The organism is Corynebacterium sp. HMSC074C11 (genome assembly GCF_001809455.1).
In the GTDB taxonomy this organism is placed as follows: Bacteria; Actinomycetota; Actinomycetes; order Mycobacteriales; family Mycobacteriaceae; genus Corynebacterium; species Corynebacterium amycolatum.
On the sequence record NZ_KV797721.1, the window covers coordinates 92,417 to 117,807 of the forward strand.

Here is a 25,391-nt window from a genome sequence, read left to right on the forward strand (position 1 = left end):
GGCTTCGGACGAGGCTCCTACGATTGCAGGCGGCGCCCATTAGCGTCATAGGCGTAGGAGCCACTACCGACGAGAATCAAAATGAACTCGATAAATGCCCAAATGCTGACGCCGATGATTAGGAAGAATCCGACCAGAAGGATAGCCGTAATCCAGCCGAATACCGTCAGTGCTAGTTGAATAGCACCACGCGAGTTGTGCCCCAGGTAGAAGTTGTGAACACCGAGGGTACCCAGGAAGAAGGCAAGCAGAGCCGCTGCAATCTTGGACTTATCCGAGACAGGAGCACCTGCGCCTCCGTAGCCCTGGTGCGGGTTTGGGCCACCGAAGCCAGCGGAATACGCCGGCGCCTGCTGGTTTGGGTAACCACTCTGATACGGGTTCGAGTACCCGTTGTGGAAATTGTGCTGGCTCGGGTCCTCATAGCCCTGCCCCATGTTCGGCTGCTGCGGTGGGTACGGATCCGAGTACGGCATACCGGAGCTGTAAGCACCCGAGCTGTCAGCGAACTTTCCCCGGGATCTCGGCATACCGTCTTCGTCGAAATCTCCATATGGGTTTGTCGGATTCGTCATTGCACCCTACCTTTTCGACTAGATTATCCGGTCATGAACAGCAGTTCCTTGGGCGATAATAACCGGTTCTGTCAGACTGCTTCCTGCAATTTTTGTCAATTTCTTTCGAAACTTTAGCGAACCTGTTGTTTTGAAACATTAAACACCAGTTCTTGAGCAAGATTCTAACAGCAAGTACCCGTCGAGGTCGGGCTCGTCTCGCACATTTTTGAGCTGCCTCTACCGTCGCGCCAGCGATTGTTCAATCAGTTCGCGAGTCCAGCCCTCAGTCCAGGCCAGCGGAGTCGTACCCGGGATTGCTACGTCATTCGTGGCGTAGGTCGCATGCGCTCCTGCGCCGGCAATCATCTCCTGCGCTCGCGCAATCGCATCAGCCACTGCCGGAGGAACATCACAGAAGGAATCCGATGGCACGCAGACATTCTGGACCTTGTCATTAAGAGGCCCAAAGCCGTCTCGTGGACCGCGCATCGTTGCGCCCGGAACCACAGCCTGCACAATGCCGCCGAGGGGCTGCAATGACAGCTCGACACCCACACCAGCCAGCGGAACACCCTGGTTCACGCCCTGATTAGGGTCACGCCGCGGGTCGCCCAACAGAGCCACGCCCGCGATGCGCTCGGCCGGAACGACACCGCGGCCATTGCCGATGTCAGAGGCCAAATCACCTGCAATAGCCGCGCCCTGGGAGAAGCCCATCAGGACGAAGTCCGTCAGCGGGCACTGCCCGTGTAAGTCAGCCATTTCCTTAGCGGTGACATCGCGCCCGACTGCCTGCGAATCATCGTAGGTGAGTTGGTCGGGCAGCTGATGCGTCTTAATCTGTGCCGGGTACGGCGTAGTCCAGACCTTGACATCACCCTCCGAGTAGGACTGCGAAATCGAGTTCGTCAGGCCAAGCAGCAGCGAATGTGGGTTCGCGGTCGGGGCCATTGGGTCATCGTCAGCACGCGATTCCGCAGTTCCGGGCACCGCGATAACTTCTACCGCCGGGCACCACTCGGGTTGTTCGGCCAGAACCCCACCATCGTCACCGGGGGTCGGTGGGGTTTGACCGCCTTGGTCGTCGTTAAGCCATTGCACTACGCCGAAGCCAATAGCGGCCACCAGCACAATGACCGCCAGAATTGTCAGCACTTTACGCATGAGTGCTAGCAATACGCCTTTTTAGCGGAGCTTGCAATAGTCTTCGCCACTTCTTCGGCACTTTCCTGTGAGCGCCCCTGTGCGACCAGCTGTCCGGCAATCGCCAGCGCGATGGCCTGACGCTCCTCCTCCGGTGCGTCTGCGCATGCCGCGCGACCTGTGCCGATGAGCTGATCCTCCACCCCAGCAACATCAATTCCCGCTTTTTCCAGCGCTTCGAGGTATGAATCGTCCGCCTCACTGAGCTTCATCTGTCCATCGGGCGCTTCGTCCACGCGCTTAGCTTGGGGATCTGTGATCTCCGGCGCAGACTTTTCGCTCGACTTCGGCGCAGAAGTCTTCGTGCTTGATGACGTCGTGGAGGTCTTCGTAGTCGTCGACGAGGTGACCTCCGAAGACTCCACTGTGGAACTGCCACAGGCGGCCACTCCGAAGGTCAGCAGCGCAACAGCTGTGGTTGTAGCCAGTGTCCGGAAGGACTTGTTCATGGACATTTGTCTATCCCTTATTCAGTGCCCTGCTTTGGTTGGCTTACTTGTCATCACCGTTGTCGGTGGCTGGGGCTGGTGCTTCTGGCTTATTGCGCTCTTCAACAATCTTGCCGTTGAGCTGGCGAATCCAGCCACCCTCGAACTGCTGTTCAAGACCGCCGGCCTTGACTGGCTGCAGTGGGCCGACCGGGTAACCGAACGGGCCATTTTCGTAGCCAGTGCTGCCCCAGTGGTCAGTGATGTCGTTGGAGCGCACCGGTTGTGCGCCAGTTTCCGGAGTCCAGTAAATGGCACCGTGCTCAAAGCGCTGGAAAGCGCCGCGGGCGAGCTTGACCTCGTCGCCGTCGACAGGCAGACCCAAATCGGACTCGGCGCCACCGAGCTCCTTGTAGACACGGCCGATTTCACCACGCACGATGCGAGGTTCTTCGCCGCCAATCTTGACGATGGTGCCACCCTGGAAGTCTTGGGCGACACCGCCCGGAATATCGCGGTGGTTGGCGACTGGGTAGCCCAGCGGACCAGTCTCGAAGCCGGCCTTGCCCCAGACGTTCATAATGTCACCGGTGACTTCGTGGGCTCCGCCTTCCGGAGTCCAGTAAATCGAGCCCTTTTCAAAGTGGACGAATCGTCCCGAGCCATCCGGCGTAGCCAATTCGTTGGTCACTGGGTAGCCGAGCGGCGAGGACGGACCGCCGAGCTCGTTGTAACGCGAACCGATGCGCCCCCAGACCACATGTGCCCCGGAATCCGGGTGCCAGTAGGCGGTACCGCCGGTGAAGTCCTGAGCCACGCCATTCTTGGCGACACCATACTCATCCGACAGGCAGGTGCCGATTCCCGGCAGCGATGCGACGGCCTTTTCAATCTCGCCGCCTACACGGCAGACCGCGCCACGATCGGACTCCGGCAACTGGAGTGCATCGGCCAGCGTTGGCCAGGCCTGACTGACCTCGAATTGCCAGTACGGCCAGGTGTGAGTACCCGAGCTCCGGAAGTTTACAACCGGCTCGACGCCCTTTTCGCGAGCATTTCGGATGAAGGTCTCACTGGTCATGCGGGAAAGAACTTCCAATGCGTAACCGGTCGGATTGTCCGGCTTCGTCGGATCGATCTGCGACGGCACGTCCCACTCACCGGTGTTGCCGTTACCCGCCGAGATGTACAGCGACATGCCCTTGAGCTTGTCGATGTTCAGCTTCGGATCATTGTCCTTCCAACGCTGCGAACCGAGCGGTCCCCACATCTTCGTCGCGTCATAGCCACCGGTGTTCTTCATCGCCAGAGCGATTGCCTGCGGCATGCCGGGCGAAGTCATGTCTAGGTAACCTGAGAGGCTACCGGCAAACTTCCACAGCTCCGGCGAGTGTGCTGCGACGTTGTAAGCACCGGTAGCGCCCATGGAGATACCGATGATGCCGCGTTCATCGTTGCCGCGGAAGCCGTTGGTGATAACCGGCACGAGCTCCTTAGTAATGAAGCTCTCCCACTTGTAGTTCTGACCGTTATCCGGCTGATCCCAGTCAGAGTAGAAGGACGATGTACCGCCGGCGGGCATAACCACCAGGACATTCTTGTCCTCGTAGAAGCGTTCGATATTGGTAGCGCGAATCCAACCGGAGTAGTCATCAAACGATGCCATACCGTCAAGGTGGTAGACGCTCGGGAATGTGCGCTCCTTGTCGCGGTACCAATCGCGCGGCAGCAAAATCTCAACCTGAATTGGCTTCTCCGGCATGGCAGCCGAGCGAATGTGCGCAATGACGTGGTGATCTGTGTACCACTCGACTTTGTCTACGCTGACTCCGCTGGGCAGGTTCGCCACTGCGGGAGTATCGACTTTAAATGGCGTACGCTCCGGCCCCGGCATCGGCTTCGGCATGCCCAGGCCAGGTAGCTGCGCACCAGCAGCTTGCGCTGCTTCAGCGGCCTTAGCAAGGTCTCCCAGGTCTCCAGATTGAGCTAACTGCCCCTGAACGGCCTGAAGTTCCTCGTAGCTGGGCAGACCTGGCTGAGCTGGCTCGGGAGCCGCCACTGCAGCAGGGGCACCGAGAGCGAGAGTCAACGGTAGTGCCAAAAGTGCGGTCAACGCCCGCGATGACTTCCGGCTGTTGCCGAGGCCACCACGGAGGAATCTAGCGGTTACGCGCATAAGAGGGCTTCCCTTTACAAAGTCGCTGGTTGAAATTATTTGAGACATTGAGTGTTGCACCGGCGCCGATTAGGCACCTGCAGATAGCATCACGCGGCGCTAGAGCTATGCGTTTACCGTTCCGCTTCTCAGAATTACGTGGTGACCAGCAACGTATCCGAAGGTTCCCCTCCTCCGGCGTGCCGCTGCAAGAAGAATCTCACACACGTTCTGCGAAACAAACGGTATAGCTACCTGAATAGCTTCACCCTTTACTTTAAGGTTCGACTCTCATGTTTACCCTCTTACGGGTAAAAACCGTGGAGACACACGCAAAAGGAACTGAATTCAAGCGTTGACAGCGCAACTCTTTGCGCCCCTCTAAGCCGTTACCCACACCTTCCGCTCAGCATCCAAACCCGGACTCGACACAGAAAAAAGACCAATCCCAACAAAAGGATTGGTCTTTTTTCAAAATTGAGACTTCTTAAGAAGCTAGCCCCTTTAAGCAGTTATCCAGCACCAGAGCTAGGTCAGCACACCAGGGCACCAGAGCGCTCTGAAACAAATACCGACTTAAAGCCCCAGCGCCCCAAGAATGTACGGGCGAGCAAGCGCGGCATCACGGCCCCACAGCTCCCACGAGTGGATACCGTTCGGGCTGTAGACAAACTGCGCATTGAGGCCGGCAGCGCGAGCGTCCTGCTCAAAGCGCTGCGTCGAAGCGCGGGAGACGGACTCCATTACGGCACGCCAGACAGTGTCAGGGAGCTGCGGCACCGGACGGTTCAAAACCTCCGGGTCACTCCACAGGCTCTGAACACCCTGGGCGGAGGAAACATACATCGGCAGCCCCTGGAGCTGATCGAGCAGCATCGAAGGGTCATGGGCCTGGCGTTCCGCCGAAGCCGGAACCGGAAGACCCCACATACTAGTGGGATTCACAACACCAGTGCCGGCCACCATTGCAGTGGTACCCGTAGCAACTACCGGGTTGGACATCTGGTAGTAACCGGACAGCGAAGTGACCTGCTTGAACTGATCACGGTGACGGGCCGCCAGTGCCACTGCCGCGGCTGCACCCATGGACAAACCAGCAATCGCGTTGCGGTTTGGATTAACACCAAACTCACGCTGCAAATAGACCGGGAGCTCCTGGGTCAGGAAGGTTTCCCACTTCTGGGTCTTGACCCCTTCAGCGGTCACTGCCGGAGCGTTCCAGTCGGCATAGAAGGAGCCGTCGCCAGCAGCCGGCGCAACCAGAGTGATGTTGTCATTGGCAAAAGTCTGAGCAATGTGGCCCGACCAAATCCAACCGGACGCACCCTTATTAAATCCCCACAGACCGTCGAGCATGTACAGGGAGGCATCGCCGCCACCAGTAGCCGCCTTAATCTGAACCGGAATATTGCGGTTCATAGCTGGCGAGAAAACCTGGCAGTACTGAACCCACCAGTTGTATGGATCCCACTCACAGCCTGGGCGCAGTCGATCACGGTTTGGATCAGCACTCGCGTCCTTCGCGGATGCGAGCATGATGCCGCCAAAGACCATCGCAACCGCTACGAGGGCAGCTACGACCTTCACCGTGAAGTTACGACTCACTGCAGTAAAGCTCATCGTTCTCCTCTTTACTTTCGGACTTACCTCCGCGCCAGACTTCTCGGAGGCAGTCGCTTGCGCGAGCTTTCGCTTTTCTGCTTCCAGTTGTGACGCGACAACTGGAGACTCCACAAAAGAATCTCGAGTATGTAACGATACTCAATCGTTTCCCTACAACCAAGTTAAAATCGTAACCATTCCGTAATATTTCTCACATTTCCCGACAAAACTATCTACCACAAGGAGAAACACTGTTTACCAGCGAGGAATTACAGAATTGTAATTCTGCCCCCCGACTGACCTGTAGGACTGACTGAGACATCTAAAACACGCCTACAAGAACCCCAAACACAACCTAAGTACTAACGAGGTACAGAAAAAGCCCATGCACCCCTCGATGCATGGGCTTTCAGCTACCAACTGAACCCGACGAGAACCCGACGAGAACCCGACGGAAACCGCAGTTCGCTTAATGGGAAAAGAGCAAGGAACTACCCCAGAGCCGGAACAGCGTAGACAGCGATGGCAATGGACAGCAGCCACAGGACGGCCAGTGCCTGCAGCGGACGGTCCTTGAGCGCAATCTCATCCGGGCTTCCCGCATCACCACGGTCGACGTCGGCTGCGAAGCGCAGGATGGCCACAGTGAATGGAACCATCGAAATCTCGTACCAAATAGCCGAAGTGGACGAAGTGCCCGGTGCGCGCCCCATCTCGAAGCCCCACAGCGCGTAGCTCAGTACCACGGCGGTCGCAGCGAGGGTCCACACAAAGCGCAGGTAAGTCGCGGTGTAACCCTGCAACGACTTACGAATCTTCTTACCTGTACGCTCCGCCAACAGCAGCTCAGCGTAACGCTTACCGGCTGCCATGAACAGCGAACCGAAGGCGGCAACCAGCAAGAACCACTGGGACAGGTTGATGTTGGCAGCAACACCGCCGGCCATTGCACGCAGCATGAAACCCGAGGACACCAGCGCAATATCAATCACCGGCTGATGCTTCAGGCCAAAGCAGTAACCGAGCTGCAGCGCAATGTATACAGCCACAACAATTGCTAGCCCCGGCCCCTCAGAGGCAAACCAGGACACCGCAATCGAACCAATAATCAGTGCGACCGCCATAATGTACGCCATGCTCACCGGCAGTACGCCAGCGGCAATTGGGCGGAAGCGCTTGGTTGGGTGCGCACGGTCAGCCTCGACATCGCGGGCATCATTAATCAGGTAAATCGACGATGCTGCCAAACAGAAGGCCACAAACGCCACCAGGATGTCGACGGTCAGCGTGCCGATCGAACGTCCCGAGTCCATGATTTCGTTGCCGGCTGCCAGTGGAGCCGCAATGACCAGGACATTCTTCACCCACTGCTTCGGGCGAAGCGCCTTGATCATGCCGTCCAGCAGATTCTTCGGCGGATGCCCCTGCGGATGCGCAGGCTCATCGATACCGGAAGTGTGCGGCTCGGACCCAATCCTTGATTGAGAAGCTTGCCGCTGGTTGGCCGACACATTGGCCAAGTTGTCGTTCTCCGCCTGTGTCACTGTGCATTCCTTTCCGCAATGGAGGGCTGTCCACCCTGGTTATGCTGCGCGTTTTTCGGCTCGATGACCTTATCACCTATCTTGTCCACCGCAAGAGCAGTGGCTGTACCCAGCGCCGCTCCGAGAGCAACATCCGTCGGGTAATGCACTCCCAACACCAGGCGAGAGAGCATAATCGCCGGCACCCCCACGGCCGGTGCTGCCGGGTAACCCAACTTGGCAATTCCCACCAGCGCCGCCGTCGTCGACGTCGCGTGCGAGGACGGGAAACTCAGCTTGCTCGGTGTACCAACGCCGATTGCTATACGACGGTCATGGGGACGCGGGCGACGGACAATGCGCTTAAGCACCACCGATGCCGCATGCGAGGTAAAGGCGGCCACACCGACCTTTGCCCAGCCAATGCGTCGCTCCTTATCCACCGCCGCCCCGAGAGCAGCGAGCCCCATCCATCCAAGGGCGTGCTCACCGAAATAGCTCATGGCACGTGCGGTGGGCAGCACCCCCGGGACGTCGTTAAGCGTGTGCTGAATATTAACGAGAACGTCGGACTCGCCGAACGGATCGCCTTTAATTTTCGAAGACATTCGCCCAGGCCTTCCTACTGGTCAGATGGTCATAGGCTGCGCGGTAGCGTGCCTTCATTTGCTCAAAACGCTCCTCAACCTGCTTTTGCAGCTCCCAGGATTCTTCCAGCAGAGCCTTGGCCTTGTCGCGGTCACGCTGGCGATACACCACGCCACGGCCGTCAGCGGTAGTAACGGTGGCACCGTCCAAGCGAGACAGGGAGAACCAACGAGCCTCCAGCGGCGCCAGGTTCGCCTGCGGCACATCGTGGTGCTCGGAGTTTTCCGGGCGCACGCTGTGCAGCAGCCCCTTGGCCAGCCAACCGACCTTCTTCAGCTTGCCCAGACGACCACCGACATCCTTTGTCGGAACCCCCGGAATACCGGAGGGCTTTGGCAGATCACCTGCACTCGGCAGCACAACCGCGTCGCGGAAGCTCTTGCGCAGGGCATTGATGCGCGGCAGCGAAGATTCGAGAATGTCGAACAGATGCTCCGGGCCTGCCAGGAAGTCCTTCATGGCTTCGTTTTGGATGGCAACAGTGGAGTACTCCAGGCACAGGAGGTGCTTGAACGTGGCCTTGCGCATGGAACGCACGATGCCGGCAGCATCGCCCTCGTGCTGAAGAGCCGCGACAATCAAGCGGTTGCGCAGGTGGAAGTACGCCTGCCAATCAATCGCATCGTCCTTGTCCGACCAGGCCATATGCCAAATTGCAACGCCCGGCCACGTGGCCGTCGGAAAGCCTGCCTTGCCTGCGCGCAAACCGTATTCGGCATCGTCCCACTTAATAAACAGTGGCAGCGGCTGACCAATCGTCTCAGCAGCGACGCGCGGAATCAGGCACATCCACCAGCCGTTGAACTCAACATCGATGCGGCGGTGAAGATCCTTCGAATCGACGACTTCACCGGTGGCGTTAGTGCCGTGCTCCCCGCGATCACGCAGTGGGTGAGCATAAAAGTCGTGGTCATAGTGGACGTGCGGAGCCGAGGTCCACATGAAGTCATGCCGACCGATGACTTCACCCATCGAGTGCAAGTGGCTGCGCTCCTGCAGATTCAGCATCTGACCACCAACGAGCATTGGGGATTTCGCGAACCGGCCGACAGCGACCGCGCGCAGGATGGAATCCGGCTCGATGGCGATGTCGTCATCCATGTACAGAATGAACGGGCTGTCGGTAGCACGCTCAGGATCGGACTCCGGACCCCCCAGGGCCTCATACATAATGCGGGAGTACCCGCCAGAACCACCGAGATTTCCCTGCGGGAAGATACGCAGGCGGTCACCGAAGTGCTCGGCTACAGTATCGAAGCCCGGCTCGTCCGCCGGGTGCTTAGTGCCCTGGTCAGGCATCAAAACAGCATCGATGATGGCATCGACTTCCGGATCCGAGGACAGCGCCTCGAGAGCAGCAACTGCATCGGTCGGACGATTGAACGTCGGGATACCGATAGTGACGCGTCCCTCCGGCGCCGGGTGCTCCGTGCCGTCCGGGTACGTCTGGCTCGGCGCCTCGATATCGGAGTACCAACCTGCGGAGTGGATTACCACGTCCGTCTCACAGGTGAGGTCGAACCAAATCCAGCCGCCGTCTTCAAATTGCGTCAGCGGTACTGGGATTTCGCAAACATGCACATCCTTGCCGTCCACCTTGGCTTCTGCGCCTTCAGCAGCAGCGCCCAGGTCACCGACAACCTCGCCGGTCACGGCGATACGAGCACCGTCAATCTTCGAACGGTAGATGTCCACGCGCGCGGTACCGGACAGCTCCAGGCGCAGGACAACATTGTCCAGATTCGTCCACCGGCGCCAGTAGCTGGCCGGAAATGCATTGAAATAGGTTTCAAAACTAACTTCATCACCCGCCGGAATGGTGGCTGACGTGCGCGAATGCGCTTGCACACGACCGGCATTAGTCTCCGGCTCAACCAAGTAGAGCGAGCGGACATCACGTGGCTCACCCAACTTTGGCAGCAGAATCCGCTGCAGGCGTTCAACGGCAAGGCTTGACGACGTTGTCGGGGTATGTGTCCGCTTTTGTTCAGGCTGTGATGCCATGAGACGTATCAACCACTTTCCGAAAGGTCTACCGGGGGTGTAGCCGCCGATAAGTTACCGACGTTTCTATCTCATAGCATCCTAGTGCCCGTGGCGGATTGCCTCTTGTTGCCACGCTAGCGACAGGCCAGAATGTGAAAGCCCCTACGCGCTGCGGACTATCTGCTGCGCATAGGGACTTTTCGTTCAGGTTCTAGTTTTAAGCTCCGAGGAAACCTTCGATGCGGGCCTTGGAGTTCTGGAGGTTGCGATCCCAGGTCGGCCAATCGTGGATACCGGTCGGCTCGTATTCAAAGGTGGCATCCAAACCGGAGGTACGAGCACGCAACTCAAACTCGCGGGTTGACAAGCGGGACAGCGACTCCAGCGCAACGCCACCGGCCTTCGGAACAACACGGTAGAGGTTCTTCGGGTCACGAACCTCATCCGGAACACCATTTGCCGAGGTAATAACCAGATCCAGCCCCTTCATCTTCTCGACGTTCAGGTACGGATCGTTGCGGACACGCTCCGCTGACATAGGCGCACCCCACATGTCGAAGGAGCTGTAGCCAGCCGACAACTGAGCAGCCTCAATTGCAGTGGTCATACCCGGCGCAGTGGTGTGCAGGTAACCGGAGAAGGCAAGAGCCTGACCGAACTGGTCTCGGTGGTTGTATGCCAGCGACAGCGCCGCAGATGCGCCCATGGAGAGACCTGCAATGGAGTTACCAGTGCGAGAAATGCCGAACTCACGCTCAAGGTAAACCGGCAGTTCCTGAGTCAGGAAAGTCTCCCACATGTTTACGAACGGACCGTGCAGGCTAACTGACGGACGCTTCCAGTCAGTGTAGAAGCTACCGCCACCGCCACCGGGGATAACAAGGTTGACGTTGGATCCCTCAAAAGTACGTGGAGCGTTACCGTGCTCCACCCAGTCTGAGGCATCAGCCGGGCTACGCAGGCCATCTAGCAGGTAGAGAGCCTTGTTACCGCCATTGGCAGAGGCCACAATCTGGACCGGAATATCACGATCCATGGCCGGCGAATAAACCTGGCACTTCTGGGTGAAGTACTGGTACGAATCCCATTCACAACCCGGGCGCAGCGAACCTCGGTCGCCCGCCGCGCTCGCGGCCGGCGCCATGGTCAATGCAGACGCAGCCACAGCTACTGCGGACGCAACTGCTGCAACCTTTCGGCGCCAACCACGGAAAGTAGAGGTGATTTTCACGTGTGCATTCTCCTCACAATGTGCGACTCCCCACGACCAGTGGGAGCTATCAGGCGTGTTTCCTCTTCAGGGAATTACCTTAAAAAACAATAAATCTTCGACAAACCTACCCGCATTCACTGTTGTTTTCCAGCAGAACACGTCGAAACTACTCCTTTTGGGCGGGTTCCGGTACTCGCGTTTCTACTGCGCAAGCTCACGCGACTCCCGCGCCCCGCGCCAGGTAATAATCGCGCCAGCCGCCGCAATCAGCACGATGCCCAGCGCCATAGACCAGGTCACTCGGTCACCGGAAAACGCCCAACCCAGGATTGCACCGATAACCGGATCCAGTGCAAAGAGCGTGCCGACGACCGCCGCTGAGACAATCCCCGCAGCGATGGTGTCCATCACGTAGGGAATAACAGCGCCAATGAACCCAGAAATAACGATGGTGGCCCACATCGAACCGTCGACAAGCGGTGCGGCGGATACGGAAAACGGCGCGAGCACGATTGCTGCGACGACCACTGACAGCGCCAGGTCAGGCATGCCGCCGCCCTCGGCGCTGCCCATTCGGGCGGAGAAGAGCGTGTATGCGCCGAAGAAGATCGCGCCGATTGCGGCGTAACCAATGCCGATAAGGTCCAGGTCATTGGAGGGCTGGGCGATTAGGGCGACGCCGATGAAAGCGACGATGGCCCACAGGCGGGATCGCCACATTTTCAGTCCCAGGAAAGACACGACGCAGGGACCGAGGAAGTCGATGGTGACGGCAACGCCCTGCGGGAGGCGGGCGATAGCGGCGTAAATCATCATGCTCATCATGCCCATAGCGATGCCGTAGACCACGATGTTGATGGCGCGAGCGCGGGTCATCCCGGATAACTTTGGCCGGAACAGAACCACCATGATGATGGCGGCGGCAGTCATGCGCAAGCCCGATATGCCCGGCGCGCCGACCGTGGAAAGCATACCAGTGACCAGCACGGCTGCGGCCTGGGTGCCAAGAGAGCCGATGAGAACCAGAATTACGGGAGCCACTGGCAGGGTGAGAAACTTGTTCACACGCTGCAGCAATGGCCCCTGCTGGGGAACTTCGGTTTGGCTTTTCTCACGCGACACTCGCGCAATACTAGCGCAGGAGCCGCAAGCGGCAAACTAGTGCCCGCGCTCCTGCTCGATTGCTTCGCCGTCGTTGAAGAACGGTGCAATCTTGTTGTCGAACATCGACAGTGCAGAGCCGATGGCCATGTGCATGTCCAGGTACTGGTAGGTGCCCAGGCGGCCGCCGAAGAGGACCTTGTTCTCCTGCGCTTCTGCTGCAGCGAGCTTGCGGTAGGCCTCGAGCATCTCGCGGTCTTCCGGAGTGTTGATTGGGTAGTACACCTCGTCGCCATCGTCGGCGAAGCGGGAGTATTCCTTAACAATTACCGTCTTGTCCTTGACGTAATCGCGCTCCGGGTGGAAGTGGCGGAACTCGTGGATACGGGTATACGGCACGTCCGCGTCGTTGTAGTTCATCACTGGGGTGCCCTGGAAGTCGCCGGTGTTGACAACCTCCATCTCGAAGTCCAGCGTGCGCCAACCCAGCTTGCCTTCTGCGTAATCGAAGTAGCGGTCCAGCGGGCCGGTGTAGACGACGGGAGCATCCGGGGAGACAGCGCGCAGCTCGTCGCGCGCCTCGAACCAGTCGGCGTCGACAACGACGTCAATCTTGTCGGAGGTCACCATGTTTTCCAGCCAGGCGGTGTAGCCGTCGACAGGCAGGCCTTCGTAGGTGTCGTTGAAGTAGCGGTTATTAAAGGTGTAGCGAACAGGCAGGCGGGTGATGTTTCCGGCCGGCAGGTTCTTCGGATCCGTCTGCCACTGCTTGGCGGTGTAGTGCTTGACAAAGGCTTCGTAGAGCGGGCGGCCGATGAGGGAGATGGCCTTTTCCTCAAGGTTCTTCGCGTCGCGCGGATCCAGGCCATCGGTCTGGTCCTTAATCAGCTGGCGAGCCTCGTCCGGGCTGTAGTACTTGCCGAAGAACTGGTTGATCAGCCCCAGCCCCATCGGGAACTGGTACGCGGTGCCCTTGTACATAGCGAACACGCGGTGCTGGTAGTCGGTGAAGTCAGTGAACTGGTTGACGTAGTCCCACACCCTCTTATTAGAGGTATGGAACAGGTGCGCACCGTACTTGTGCACCTCGATGCCAGTCTCCGGCTCTGCCTCCGAGTAGGCGTTGCCGCCGATGTGGTTGCGGCGTTCGACAACGAGCACGCGCTTACCCAGCTCATTGGCGGTCCGCTCAGCAACGGTCAAACCGAAGAAACCCGAGCCGACCACGATGAGGTCGTAGGTGTTGTCCTTGATGTCCTGTAGGGACTTCGGAGCAAATTCATTGGCAGTGGTGTTCTTTTCGCTACTCACGCCTTAAAACCTATTGCATTTCCGCCCGATTTGCGGGTGTACACGCGGGCTTTACGACGTCCACGTGAGCCCAACCCAACGTTCGTTTGGTCACATTATTTGATAATTTTCCCAAAATTAACGGGGAAACACAGATGCCTCACTAGATTTTTTTAGTCACACTGGTAACATCCTCCTCGGAATTTTCTGTTGCTTTGCAACTTTCCTTCCCTTCGACCCCGGGGTAGGCCTCGGGGTCGACAACCCTGTACCCCATTTTTTTGGAGCTTTTACCGTGCCAACTCGCCGTCGCATCAATGCCCCGTCGATGGGCCGTCGCACCTTCCTCTATGGACTGGCAGCTACTACTGCCGCAGCTCCACTAGCAACATGGGGCATTCGCCAGGCCCCTACCCTGGTTGAAAGCCCAGGCGCCGGCCCTATCGCAGCCAAGATCTCGACATCGCCGCTGGTTGATGCTGTCACGATGATGATTGACGACGCAGCCGTCGGCACGCATGCCATTACCGATGCCCTGCACCCGCTTCGCGGATTCGTGAAGGACATCACCCGCGACGAACCGTTCTCCCAGTTCGCCCTGACCTGGCCGGGCGATGACAACCTGCAGCTCTACGTTCGCGCCGAACGCGAAGATGGCAGCTTTGGCCCGTGGTTCCACGCTGATTCTCACGGCCCGATGAATAACTCCGGACAGTCCGGCACCGAGCTGCTGTTCGTTGAGCCCACCAGGCGCGTGCAGGTGTCGACCGTCGGACTGAACCTCCTCGAGGGCCTAGATCCACGCAACATCATTGGTATCGACAACCTTGACCCAGCCACTATCGGCGGTGGCCTGCAGGAACTCGTCAGTGCTACGGCCGCGCTGTCCCTCAACGCTGTCCAGGCAGTTTTCATCGACGGCGTAGAGCAGGTCGGCGAGGTTATTCAGCCAGTTGCGTACGAGTCGTCGATTGCTGGCGCGCCAAATGTAATCAGCCGTGCAGCGTGGGGTGCAGATGAGTCCATCCGCAGCGGTTCGAGCTCCTACAGCACCTTCAAGGGCACGTGCATCCACCACACCGCGGGTTCCAATAACTACTCAGAGTCGCAGGGACCAGCCATTGTCCGCGGCATTTACGCCTACCACGCAAAGACGCTGGGCTGGGGCGATGTTGGCTACAACGCGTTGGTCGATAAGTACGGCAACATCTACGAGGGCCGCTACGGTGGCCTGGACAAGAACATCGAGGGCGCGCACGCAGGTGGCTTCAACAACGGCACCTTCGGTATTTCGGTGATGGGCAATCACGACCAGCTGGAGATTCCGGATGCGGCCGTCACTGCACTCGGCGAGATGGTCGGCTGGCGCATGAAGGTCGGTGGCGTCGATCCGATGTCCACCGCCGCACTGACCAGCGCCGGCTACTCGAAGGCACGCTACAGCTCCGGCCAGACCGTGAACCTCCCAGCCATCTTCGGCCACCGCGACACCGGCTACACCTCATGCCCGGGCACCTTCGGCTATCAGCAGATGGATGCCATCCGCGCTGCAGCCAAAGCCAAGTTTGATGGTGCCGGTGGAGCGGGTATCGCCGGCCGCTCGACGGGTCCGAACAACCAGGACGGAGAGGCCGCCAGCATTCCGCCGATTCCGGGCGCCGGCGAGTCGGGCGACAACGGCGGTTCCCTCGGAAACGTGGAAACGCCCACGCCAGGCGAGGTTGTTGGTGAGTTTCTAACTGAATCCCTGCCAACCAACCCTGCCGAAGCTACGCAGGCCTGGTTCGCACCTCAGAACTAAGTCCCCCGCTTATCCAATCCAGGCATAACCACATCACATTTGTGGTGTAGCACCAGATCTTCGTAATCACCCAGGAGTTATTACCGTGTTTAGTCGCCGCCGCATCAATCGCCGCGCAGGTGCCAAGCAATCCTTGGTACTCGCTGCCGTGGCGACCCTTGCCCTGACACCCGTTGCCGTTGTCGGCGCAGGTGCCGCTTATGACCTCATCGAGGAAAACGGTGCCAGCCCCATCGACCCGATTGTCCAGAGCAAGTCGCTTGCAGACAGCGTCTCCGTTCTCGTCGAAGACGCAGCAATCGCAACGCAGTCGCTTGCCGACGAGGCTCATCCCAACCGTGGTGTCGTCAAGGAAATTACCTCCGATACTGAGTTTTCCCAGTTTGCGCTGACGTGGGCCGGTGACCCTGATATCGCCAGCTTCGTCCGCGCCGAGCGCGCCGACGGCTCCTGGTCCGACTGGTACAGCGTTGACCCGGACTACCCCGCTGAAGGCAATGGCAACGGCCTGAACGGAACGGAGCTCATCTACATCGAGCCAACCAAGCGTGTTCAGGTTTCCACCCACGGACTTAACATCTTCGGTCCGGGGTCCGGCGTGGACCTGAAGGACATCAAGGGCGCTGAGAAGTTGGATTTGTCCAAGCTCAACCTCGACGAGATTAATGCTGAGGGCGCCAAGAAGGCCGTGGAGGATGCAAAGGAATCCGCTACGGATGCAGCCAAGGATGTCGCCAAGGCCGTTGACGATGCCGCTTCCGACTACCAGCAGACTCCGGATGCAGCTCCTGGGGACGCACTCGATGACCCGACTGCTCCGAGCGCTAACGACGCTGCAAATCTGGACTCGCCGAATCTCCCAGTGAAGTGGACGGACATCGAGCCGGTCGCCGATGAACTGCCAATCGACCAGGTCGACGCAGTGCTTATCGACGGCCAGGCTGCTGCATCCGGTATCGACCCAATTGTGGATGCCAAGAATGTCACGGGCATGCCGAAGGTCATTACCCGTGCCGGCTGGGGCGCCAACGAAAATAACCGCTGTAAGGGCGCGGACTACGACAACAAGCTGGTCGGTGCCACCGTGCACCACACCGCTGGTTCAAACAACTACACCGAGAGCCAGTCCGCTGGTATCGTCCGCGGCATTTACCAGTACCACGCACAGACTCTGGGCTGGTGCGACATCGGATACAACGCCCTGGTCGACAAGTACGGCAACATCTTCGAGGGCCGCTACGGTGGCCTGGATAAGAATGTCCAGGGCGCTCACGCAGGTGGCTTCAACACCGGTACTTTCGGCATCTCCATGATGGGTAACTACACTTCGGTTGCTCCCAGTGAGGCTGCACTGAACTCGGTGGGCAACATGATTGGTTGGCGTCTGAAGGTCGCCGGCGTCAAGCCGACCGGCCAGATCCAGATGACTTCGGGTGGCACCAGCTACTCCAAGTATGGATACGGCAAGCAGGTCACTCTGCCGACCATCTTCGCGCACCGCGATGTTGGTAACACCACCTGCCCAGGTGATGCTGGCTACGCCCAGATGGGCAAGATCCGCTCGATTGCCGAGAAGAAGTACAACACCCTCACCAGCGGAAAGATTGACAATGAGGGCCCAGATGGCTTGATTGACCTCCTCGTTCCGCAGGATGAAAAGGGCGATAAGACCGCCGAAGACGCAGATTCGCAGTCGACCGAATCGACCGAGTCAACCGAGTCGAGCTCGACCACTTCGACCACCTCGGCATCCACGGGCACGTCCACGACCTCGTCCTCCGAGAAGTCCTCGAGCGCATCGAGCACCACTTCGTCGACAACGTCGAGCTCCGACTCGACCACCTCGGGCACTTCGAATACCTCGGAGCCAACCGACGCCACGAACACCAGTGACACTGCTACGGCTGACTCCTCCGCACCGTCGGCAAGCGAGCAGAGCAACTCCTCCTCGCCGAGCGCATCCGACGAGCAGCAGAAGGCACAGGCTCTGGAGACAGTCTCGGGTGCACGTTCGATGCTGGCCTCGGCGCTGGGCATGCTCGGCGCACCGGGTCTGGGGCAGACCGCCGATGCCATTCTGGGTGCGGTTGGACGCTCGATTGAAAACGGACCGTCGATTGCTGACCTGCCGGTTCTGATTGACCAGATCATCACTATCAATGAGCAGAACGACCTGGCTGCCGAATGGCGCCAAGTTTCCGAGGAAATGGGCTCGGTTCTCGGCTACGCGATGTCCGGTATCCAGAGCGGTTCTACCGTGGCGAACAATGCTGGCCAGGCCGATGCCCTGCGCTACGTGAAGTTTTCCAACGGCGTAATCACCGACTCCGACACCACCGGCGCTCACGCTATCTGGGGCAAGATTGCTGATGAGTGGGCCCGCCAGGGCTTCGAAGTCGGCAAGCTGGGTGCCCCGACGAAGACCCAGGTGGTCGATGGAAACACCGAGCGCGCTGAGTTCCAGAACGGTTCAATCACCTTCGACCGCGCCACCGGCGAAGTCAAGACCGAGCTGAAGTAAACCCGAAGCAGCCGCTGTCGAGCGCTGGTGGGCTACCTGGCGCGGGAAAACCGCGAGGTTAGCTAGAACCAGCGCTCCAGCACACGAGCAACACCGTCATCATCATTGGTGGCGGTGATTTCGTCTGCAATCTCCTTGACAGTGTCAGCCGCATTGCCCATGGCCACACCCGTGCCCGCCCACGACAGCATCTCGATATCGTTCGGCATGTCACCGAAGCAGACCACATCTTTCGCGGTCGCTCCAACCAGTTCAGACACGTATTCCAGCCCGGCGCGCTTAGTCACGCCCGGCGCGGACACCTCCAATAGCCCGTCTGGCATGGAGTAGGTCACGTGCGCCAAGCTCGCGTCAATTGCAGGGGCTACCAGCTCATATAGCTGGGCACTGTTCACATCTGAGTTTCGCAGCAAGAGTTTCGTCGCGGGTTCTGACAACACGGCCTCTTCAGCAAGCTCACCATGCTCATCCGATTCCCACGCATGGTCATAGGACGGCGCCACCACAAAAAGCTCATCGATGGCGTCATTCGCCGATGTCCCAGCGCGCTCTGCCGCAATGCCGATTCCACCGATGGATCGCGTCGCTTCGCGCGCATGCTTAACGACGTATCGCAGCGTCTCCGGCTTCAGTGTGTTGGCGGCAACTACTTCATCACGGCCGGAGTCGTAAATCACCGCGCCGTTGGCACACACGCACAACGGCTGAACCGGCAGCTGCTCGAGCACTGGTTGCAACCACCGAGCCGGCCTTCCCGTGGCCAGCACCAACGGTGTTCCGCGGCGTAGCATTCGCGTGACGGCCTGCCGCAGGCGGGGAGTTACCCGCTCCCGCGAGTCAATGAACGTCCCGTCAATATCCGAAGCTACGAGTAGTGGATGTAGTCTCTCGGTCACTTCGAACTACTTGCCGTCCTCACTGCTGTCATCTTCACCGTCATCGCAGAACCGGTCGTGCAACAACTGCAACGTTGCGGCTACTCCCCCATGCTCGACAGTGTCGACTACCCAGTCCGCGTTCTTCAGTAAGGGCCAGTCCGCATCGGCCATAACTACCGGCATGCCGACACGCTGTGTGGCTTCCTCAAAGTTCGAGCGACCGGCAAAAAGAATCGCGGTTTCTTCCTTGCGAGCCTGCTTGCGCAGCGTGCTTACCACCGCATTTGTGACTTCCAGCTTGCTCGCGCCCTCCGGAAGCTCCACAACCTGCAGGTCAACCGACTCCAAAGCCGATAGATTCGGCTTTTCTCCCGATTCGTGCAGGACAACGATTGTGGCTCCGTCATTACCGAGCTGCTGCAAGGCCTTGATAGTTTCTTCGCTGATGTTGCCCGCATCGTCGGCAAGCGATGCGGGGTAATCGAAGATAAACGTTTCCGGCTGAGCGGTGATGAGCCTGTTCAAGCGCTGTGGAAGCTTGTCGCGGATCATCATCGACTGGCCGATAAGACGGTAAACGGTCTGCTGCGTCTGCTCGACACCGGAGGCGGAGGCCTTCTCTAGCTGCACGTACGCTTCGCGGAACGTCACGCGCATCGAATCCGTGGCAGTACGCACGGACTCCTTGCTCTCCTTGGCACCGGCGACGACATCATCAGCCATCTGTTCCACAGACTGACGGAACTGCGCCAACAAGGCGGTCGTCTGTTCCCTTCGGCGAGCAGACTCCGCGCTCATCGTTTGCGACGCATCGAGGAACTGTTGCCTGGTCTGATCGCCGAACTCACGAGCGCTATCGCCGAACTCACGTGCCGACTCGGCTAGCTTTTCCTTGAATGTGGCCAGGTCACCGCGCAAATGACGGATACGCTGACGCTCTTCTTCGACTTTCAGATCCTCTGCCTGGGCCTCTTCGAAAGTCGGTGCACCACCGCCAAGGCGAGCCGGTACCCAGTAGGCGCCCTTCGGCAGGGGCCCCTCTTCAGCGGCGTACTCGTCCCAGAGCTGACGGACGCCCTGATCCATGATTTCGTGTAGCTTTTCAGTGGCTTCCGCCGGATCGCCCTCTGGGGTCCACGGTGGCAAAACCGTAATATGAATCGGAGTATTGCTGCGACCGAGATGCTTAGGGTGCCCCTTCGTCCACACGCGCTGGGATCCCACAATCAGCACTGGGATGATGGGCTTGCCGGTGCGCTGCGCCATACGCACCGCACCGGACTTCAGATTCTTGACTTCAAAACTGCGCGAGATAGTCGACTCCGGAAAGATGCCTACCAACTCGTCGTTTTCCAGCTTCTGGCAGGCCTCTTCGAAGGACTTGGAGCCGTCAGTGCGGTCGACCGGAATGTGCCTACAAGCACGCATGATTGGTCCTGCGACCGAGTGGTCGAAAACTTCTTTCTTCGCCATAAAACGGACAAAACGGCGGTGCTTGCGGAATGGAATACCGACATAGGTGAAGTCCATGTATCCGGTGTGGTTAGTAACGAGAACGGCGCCAGAGTCTTTTGGCACGTTTTCCCAGCCCTTAACGGTGAACTTCAAACCTTGGGCAAAGAAGACGGTGCGCGCCAATCCGATAATCGTTAAGTACACAGGATCCTTGAACATGGCTTTTACTCTACAATCTTTCGCACCCCTTAGCGGGGCAATATGCACTGGTATCTGAGACTCGCGGATAAATGTCGTTACAGGCTCATATTCATGTGTAAATCCGAGCGCAGCTCCAGTCATCGCCCCTCAAATACGCCACACGCCCGCCGTGCACCCATTGCCCACCCATCAGCCCTCTTTGGCACCCCCATTATGGGGGATTCTATTGCCAACTGACTTTCAGTCTAAAAGTAGTAAATCTCTATTAACATAGCCATCTACCTGCGGAAAATCGAACAACATTACTGGCGCGATTTTCGTGACTTTTTGCCCCATTATTTATATCTACGTAACCGTAGGTTGGCGCTTACAAGTAAGCCGAGTTTTGGTAACCTGAGCCGTGAGCCGAGAAATTCTCTTCGACGAAAAAATCAACGCCCCCCACCGGGAAGGATTGGAAAATGTCGTCCTCTTCATCTCTCGCCCCATCTGCAGTTCTGAACAAGGAACAGCATGAAAAGACTTGGGAGAAATTCGGTACCGAGCAATACGACGTCGTCATTATCGGCGGCGGTTCTGTAGGCGCTGGCGCTGCGCTCGATGCCGCAACCCGTGGTTTGAAGACTGCGGTCATTGAAACTCGTGACTTCGCAGGCGGTACCTCTAGCCGCTCCTCAAAGATGTTCCACGGCGGTCTGCGCTACCTGCAGATGTTGGACTTCCGCCTGGTAGCTGAATCCCTGCGCGAGCGCGAACTGTCCATGTCGCATCTGGCACCGCACCTGGTTAAGCCACTGCGCTTCGTCTTCCCTCTGACTCACCGCGTATGGGAGCGTCCGTTCATGGCATCGGGCTTCTTCCTTTACGACGTCATGGGTGGTGCCAAGCAGGTTCCGATGCAGAAGCACTACTCCCGCAAGGGAACCTTGAAGCAGGCTCCGGGTCTGAAGGAAGATGCCGTGGTCGGCGGCGTTCGCTACTACGACACTCTGGTTGACGATGCCCGTCACACCATGACTGTCCTGCGCACCGCTGCTCACTTCGGCGCTGACGTCCGCACCTCCACCCAGGTTGTCGACTTCGTGAAGGAAGGCGAGCGCATCGTCGGCGCGAAGCTCCTTGACACCGACACTGGCGCGACCACCACTATCCGCGGCAGCGTTTTCGTCAACGCCACCGGCATTTGGTCCGATGAGATTGAGAAGCTGGCTGGCGTCACCGGCAAGTTCCGCGTCCACACCTCCAAGGGTGTCCACATTGTTATTCCGAAGTCCGCTCTTGAGGGCTCGGTGGCAATGACCTTCGTGACTGAGAAGTCCGTCCTGTTCGTGATTCCGTGGGGTGAGTACTGGATTATCGGTACCACCGACACCGACTGGACCATGAACCTGGCAAACCCGGCAGCTACCCGCGCTGACATCGACTACATCCTCGATCACGTCAACGCCAAGGTTCGCCGCCCGATTACTTACGACGACATCGTCGGTGTCTACTCGGGTCTGCGCCCACTGGTGGAAGGCGACTCTGACTCCACCACCAACCTCTCCCGCAACCACGCTGTTGCCCACGTTGCTCCGGGCATGGTCTCCGTCGCAGGCGGTAAGTACACCACCTACCGCGTCATCGGTGCCGATACCATTGACGCTGCAGTCCAGGATGTCCCACGTAAGGTACCGGAGTCCGTCACCGCTGATGTCCCGCTACTCGGTGCTGATGGTTACCACGCACTGAACAACCAGAAGGCAGAGCTGGCCAAGCAGTTCGGTATCACCGAAAAGCAGGTCGAGCACCTGCTCAACCGCTACGGCTCCCTCATCTACGAGGTTCTGGCTCCGGCAGCCGAGGACAAGTCCCTGCTCGAGCCGCTGGAGGCCGCTGAGCAGTACATGCGCGCTGAGGTTCTCTATGCAGTGACCCACGAAGGCGCAAAGCACCTCGACGACATCCTGGAGCGCCGCCTGCGCGTCTCCATGGAGTACGCACACCGCGGTGTCGACAGCGCTCGGGCCACCGCTGAACTGGTTGCCCCAGCTCTGGGTTGGGACAAGGATACGATGGAGAAGGAGATCAAGGTCTTCATCGAGCGTGTCGAAGCAACCCTGGCAGCTGAACGTGAGCTGACTGACAAGGCCGCTAACGAGATTGCTGCTCATGCAGTGGAAACTCGCGCGGACGTCGACGTCAGCCTCGACCGCTAGTTCATTTCCCACCCTCCCCTAGGTAGCCATACGAGTTAGCTCTTGAATGGCCACCAGCGCTGTAGCCACAACGAAATAGCTTCCTTCTCGGGAAAACGGCTTCGCACTTCAAAGGGCTGATGGGGTCGAAATAAAAGTGCCGGCGAAAAATAGTTTCTCGCCGGCATTTCTTATACCTAAAGAATTCTACGTTGCAAGATTCATCGTGACCTTGCCCGGTCACGACTCACAGAGAGTTTCTACATCTCATGGAGACAATCACAGGATCCCAGGCATTCCTCTGGGAGTTTTTCGGAACCGCCATTCTGATTCTGCTCGGTAACGGAGTCTGCGCCTCTATCAACCTCCGGACTACCCGCGCAGCAAATGCTGGTTGGATGGGCATTGCCTTCGGTTGGGGTATGGCCGTTTTCGCTGGCGCATCTATTGCCGACGTATCCGGCGGGCACTTGAACCCAGCGGTAACCGTTGCCCTGGCAGTCAAAGGCAGCCTGGCTTGGAGCCTTGTCCCCTACTATGCCGCAGGTCAGCTGTTGGGCGCATTCGTAGGTGCAATCCTGGCATGGGCCGCGTTTAAGCAGCTGTTCGATGCCAATGGCGTTGACGACAACGGCAATCCGACCAATGCAAATGCCGAGACCGGCGGCAACTTCTTCACCGTACCGATTCATCCAAATAACTTCTGGAATGCCGTCACCGAGTTCATCGCGACCTTCGTTCTGCTCGCATTCATCCTGTTCGGCCCAGCCGGCGGCGAGCTTGGCCCGCTGACCTACTTCGGTGTCTCGTTCATCATTGTGTCGATTGGTCTTTCCCTTGGTTCCCCGACTGGATACGCTATCAACCCTGTTCGTGACCTCGGCCCCCGTTTGGCCTACGCTTTCGTGCTCCCGATTAAGGGCAAGGGCGATGCGAACTGGGCATATGCATGGGTCCCGATTGTCGCACCGATGCTGGCAGCTGTGGCTGCAGGCGCTCTTGCCTTTGCCATCGGATAACGGGAATATGAGAGTGAACGCACAATAAAATAGCGCAAGTCCGAAAACTCACATTTACACACAATTTCGCTAGGAGTATCCCCCATGATGCACAGCAAATATGTCCTCGCCATTGACCAGGGAACTACTTCCACCCGCTGCATCATCTTCAACCATGACGCAGAGATCGTCACTGTCGCCCAGATGGAGCACAAGCAGATCTTCCCGGAAGAGGGCTGGGTCGAGCACGATGCCCAGGAGATTTGGACCAACACTCGTCGCGTAGTCAGTGAAGCTCTCGCTGATGGCGACATCTCCTCCCAGGACATTGAGGCAATCGGTATCACCAACCAGCGCGAAACCACTGTCGTCTGGGACAAGAACACTGGTGAACCGGTCTACAACGCCATCGTCTGGCAGGACACCCGCACGAACACCATCTGTAAGGAGCTCATGGGGGATGAAGGCGCGGACCGTTGGCGTGAGACCACGGGCCTGCGTATCAACTCCTACCCGGCAGGCCCGAAGGTGCGCTGGATCCTCGACAACGTCGAGGGCGCTCGCGAAAAGGCCGAGGCTGGCGACCTGCTCTTCGGCACCATCGACACCTGGCTGCTGTGGAACCTCACCGGCGGCGCAGAGGGTGACAACGGCGAATCTGCAGTCCACGCAACGGACGTCACCAACGCATCCCGTACTCTCCTGATGGACCTCAAGACCCTCGAGTGGGACGAGGACATTTGCCGTGAAATTGGCATTCCAATGTCGATGCTGCCGGACATCCGCCCGTCAGTAGGCAACTTCGGTCGCGTTCGCGCCCGCGATGCTCTGTCCGGCCTTCCCATTACAGGTATTCTCGGCGACCAGCAGGCCGCCATGTTCGGCCAGGGTTGCTTCGGCGAGGGCGACACCAAGAACACCTACGGCACTGGCCTGTTCATGCTGATGAATACCGGCGAGAACCCGAAGTGGTCCGAGCACGGCCTCATCTCCACCGTCTGCTACCAGGTCGAGGGTGAGAAGCCGGTCTACGCTCTCGAGGGTTCTGTCTCCATGGGCGGCGCACTTGTTCAGTGGCTGCGTGACGAGCTGCAAATGATTCCAAATGCCGCTTCCATCGAGAACAAAGCAAAGAGTGTCAAGGACAACGGTGGCGTGTACATCGTGCCGGCATTCTCCGGTCTCTTCGCTCCTCGTTGGCAGCCGGACGCCCGTGGCGTCATCGTCGGCCTGACTCGCTTCGTTAACCGCAACCACATCTCCCGCGCTGTGCTGGAGGCTGCTGCGTACCAGACTCGTGAGGTTCTCGATGCCATGGTGGCAGAATCCGGCACGGACATCACGACGCTGAGCGTTGATGGCGGCATGACCATGAACGAGTTCCTCATGCAGTTCCAGTCCGACATCCTAGATGTCACTGTCACGCGCCCGAACAACATTGAAACCACTGCTCTCGGCGCTGCATATGGTGCAGGTCTGGGCGTTGGCTTCTGGTCGAGCTTGGATGAGGTCAAGGCTCACATCACGATTGACAAGAAGTGGCGTCCGAAGATGGAGGCCGAAGAGCGCGATCGCCTGTTCCACCAGTGGAACCGTGCCGTTGAACGCACCTACGGCTGGGTCGAGGATACCGATGCTGAGGAGGCACCGAAGC

Annotated in this window: 18 protein-coding genes; 5 read left to right on the forward strand and 13 right to left on the reverse strand. The window is 58.7% G+C overall.

Annotation, left to right across the window (positions count from 1 at the left end):
- Positions 1–17: 17 nt before the first annotated feature.
- From HMPREF2614_RS01150 to glf, 11 genes are all read right to left on the reverse strand, one after another.
- A complete protein-coding gene (locus HMPREF2614_RS01150; RefSeq protein ID WP_070559861.1) occupies positions 18–575 on the reverse strand; it encodes a TM2 domain-containing protein in 558 nt (185 codons plus the stop codon).
- 219 nt (positions 576–794) lie between these two features.
- Positions 795–1,721, reverse strand: a complete 927-nt coding sequence (locus HMPREF2614_RS01155; RefSeq protein ID WP_070559863.1) for a cutinase family protein — start codon at positions 1,719–1,721, stop codon at positions 795–797.
- A 5-nt stretch (positions 1,722–1,726) separates the two neighbouring features.
- Positions 1,727–2,215, reverse strand: coding sequence for a DUF732 domain-containing protein (locus HMPREF2614_RS01160; protein ID WP_070559866.1), 489 nt, complete (start codon positions 2,213–2,215; stop codon positions 1,727–1,729).
- Positions 2,216–2,252: 37 nt separating this feature from the next.
- Complete coding sequence (locus HMPREF2614_RS01165) at positions 2,253–4,364, reverse strand: alpha/beta hydrolase-fold protein (protein WP_070559868.1); 2,112 nt, start codon at positions 4,362–4,364, stop codon at positions 2,253–2,255.
- Positions 4,365–4,919: 555 nt separating this feature from the next.
- A complete protein-coding gene (locus tag HMPREF2614_RS01170; protein ID WP_070559870.1) occupies positions 4,920–5,963 on the reverse strand; it encodes an alpha/beta hydrolase in 1,044 nt (347 codons plus the stop codon).
- Positions 5,964–6,436: 473 nt separating this feature from the next.
- Complete coding sequence (locus HMPREF2614_RS01175) at positions 6,437–7,456, reverse strand: decaprenyl-phosphate phosphoribosyltransferase (RefSeq protein WP_048734319.1); 1,020 nt, start codon at positions 7,454–7,456, stop codon at positions 6,437–6,439.
- Between the two features lie 29 nt (positions 7,457–7,485).
- Positions 7,486–8,076 carry a phosphatase PAP2 family protein gene (locus tag HMPREF2614_RS01180; protein WP_038626952.1) on the reverse strand — a complete coding sequence of 197 codons (591 nt, stop codon included), beginning with the start codon at positions 8,074–8,076 and terminating at the stop codon, positions 7,486–7,488.
- Positions 8,060–10,120, reverse strand: a complete 2,061-nt coding sequence (locus HMPREF2614_RS01185) for a glycosyltransferase (protein ID WP_070432089.1) — start codon at positions 10,118–10,120, stop codon at positions 8,060–8,062. The genes HMPREF2614_RS01180 and HMPREF2614_RS01185 overlap by 17 nt, the downstream gene beginning before the upstream one ends.
- Before the next feature lie 199 nt (positions 10,121–10,319).
- Positions 10,320–11,333, reverse strand: coding sequence for an alpha/beta hydrolase (locus HMPREF2614_RS01190; protein ID WP_049181841.1), 1,014 nt, complete (start codon positions 11,331–11,333; stop codon positions 10,320–10,322).
- Positions 11,334–11,516: 183 nt separating this feature from the next.
- Positions 11,517–12,437, reverse strand: a complete 921-nt coding sequence (locus HMPREF2614_RS01195; RefSeq protein WP_224792262.1) for an EamA family transporter — start codon at positions 12,435–12,437, stop codon at positions 11,517–11,519.
- Between the two features lie 36 nt (positions 12,438–12,473).
- Positions 12,474–13,670 carry a UDP-galactopyranose mutase gene (glf, locus tag HMPREF2614_RS01200; protein WP_049193197.1) on the reverse strand — a complete coding sequence of 399 codons (1,197 nt, stop codon included), beginning with the start codon at positions 13,668–13,670 and terminating at the stop codon, positions 12,474–12,476.
- 331 nt (positions 13,671–14,001) lie between these two features.
- Between glf and HMPREF2614_RS01205 the strand changes: the two genes are divergently transcribed.
- Complete coding sequence (locus HMPREF2614_RS01205) at positions 14,002–15,507, forward strand: N-acetylmuramoyl-L-alanine amidase (RefSeq protein ID WP_049181843.1); 1,506 nt, start codon at positions 14,002–14,004, stop codon at positions 15,505–15,507.
- 85 nt (positions 15,508–15,592) lie between these two features.
- Positions 15,593–18,028 carry an N-acetylmuramoyl-L-alanine amidase gene (locus HMPREF2614_RS01210; RefSeq protein WP_049181844.1) on the forward strand — a complete coding sequence of 812 codons (2,436 nt, stop codon included), beginning with the start codon at positions 15,593–15,595 and terminating at the stop codon, positions 18,026–18,028.
- Positions 18,029–18,090: 62 nt separating this feature from the next.
- Here the strand turns inward: HMPREF2614_RS01210 and HMPREF2614_RS01215 are convergent, their stop codons facing one another.
- Entirely contained in the window at positions 18,091–18,924 is an 834-nt protein-coding gene (locus tag HMPREF2614_RS01215) for a Cof-type HAD-IIB family hydrolase (RefSeq protein WP_038626965.1), read from the reverse strand.
- Between the two features lie 6 nt (positions 18,925–18,930).
- Complete coding sequence (locus HMPREF2614_RS01220) at positions 18,931–20,580, reverse strand: 1-acyl-sn-glycerol-3-phosphate acyltransferase (RefSeq protein WP_070559873.1); 1,650 nt, start codon at positions 20,578–20,580, stop codon at positions 18,931–18,933.
- A 443-nt stretch (positions 20,581–21,023) separates the two neighbouring features.
- On the opposite strand from HMPREF2614_RS01220, the gene HMPREF2614_RS01225 reads away from it, so the two are divergent.
- The 3 genes from HMPREF2614_RS01225 to glpK all read left to right on the forward strand — a co-directional run.
- Positions 21,024–22,760, forward strand: coding sequence for a glycerol-3-phosphate dehydrogenase/oxidase (locus HMPREF2614_RS01225; RefSeq protein ID WP_049181848.1), 1,737 nt, complete (start codon positions 21,024–21,026; stop codon positions 22,758–22,760).
- 248 nt (positions 22,761–23,008) lie between these two features.
- Positions 23,009–23,758 (forward strand): MIP/aquaporin family protein, encoded by a 750-nt coding sequence (locus tag HMPREF2614_RS01230; RefSeq protein ID WP_187401111.1) that lies wholly within the window; start codon positions 23,009–23,011, stop codon positions 23,756–23,758.
- 84 nt (positions 23,759–23,842) lie between these two features.
- A partial coding sequence (gene glpK / locus HMPREF2614_RS01235; RefSeq protein ID WP_070559876.1) for a glycerol kinase GlpK occupies positions 23,843–25,391 on the forward strand: 1,549 nt, incomplete at its 3' end.

What these genes read in the sequence shown, in the direction of transcription:
- HMPREF2614_RS01150 (WP_070559861.1), bottom strand. Translation starts at nt 575, where the DNA reads ATGACGAATCCGACAAACCCATATGGAGATTTCGACGAAGACGGTATG.
- HMPREF2614_RS01155 (WP_070559863.1), bottom strand. Translation starts at nt 1,721, where the DNA reads ATGCGTAAAGTGCTGACAATTCTGGCGGTCATTGTGCTGGTGGCCGCT.
- HMPREF2614_RS01160 (WP_070559866.1), bottom strand. Translation starts at nt 2,215, where the DNA reads ATGTCCATGAACAAGTCCTTCCGGACACTGGCTACAACCACAGCTGTT.
- HMPREF2614_RS01165 (WP_070559868.1), bottom strand. Translation starts at nt 4,364, where the DNA reads ATGCGCGTAACCGCTAGATTCCTCCGTGGTGGCCTCGGCAACAGCCGG.
- HMPREF2614_RS01170 (WP_070559870.1), bottom strand. Translation starts at nt 5,963, where the DNA reads ATGAGCTTTACTGCAGTGAGTCGTAACTTCACGGTGAAGGTCGTAGCT.
- HMPREF2614_RS01180 (WP_038626952.1), bottom strand. Translation starts at nt 8,076, where the DNA reads ATGTCTTCGAAAATTAAAGGCGATCCGTTCGGCGAGTCCGACGTTCTC.
- HMPREF2614_RS01185 (WP_070432089.1), bottom strand. Translation starts at nt 10,120, where the DNA reads ATGGCATCACAGCCTGAACAAAAGCGGACACATACCCCGACAACGTCG.
- HMPREF2614_RS01220 (WP_070559873.1), bottom strand. Translation starts at nt 20,580, where the DNA reads ATGTTCAAGGATCCTGTGTACTTAACGATTATCGGATTGGCGCGCACC.
- HMPREF2614_RS01225 (WP_049181848.1), top strand. Translation starts at nt 21,024, where the DNA reads ATGTCGTCCTCTTCATCTCTCGCCCCATCTGCAGTTCTGAACAAGGAA.
- HMPREF2614_RS01230 (WP_187401111.1), top strand. Translation starts at nt 23,009, where the DNA reads ATGGAGACAATCACAGGATCCCAGGCATTCCTCTGGGAGTTTTTCGGA.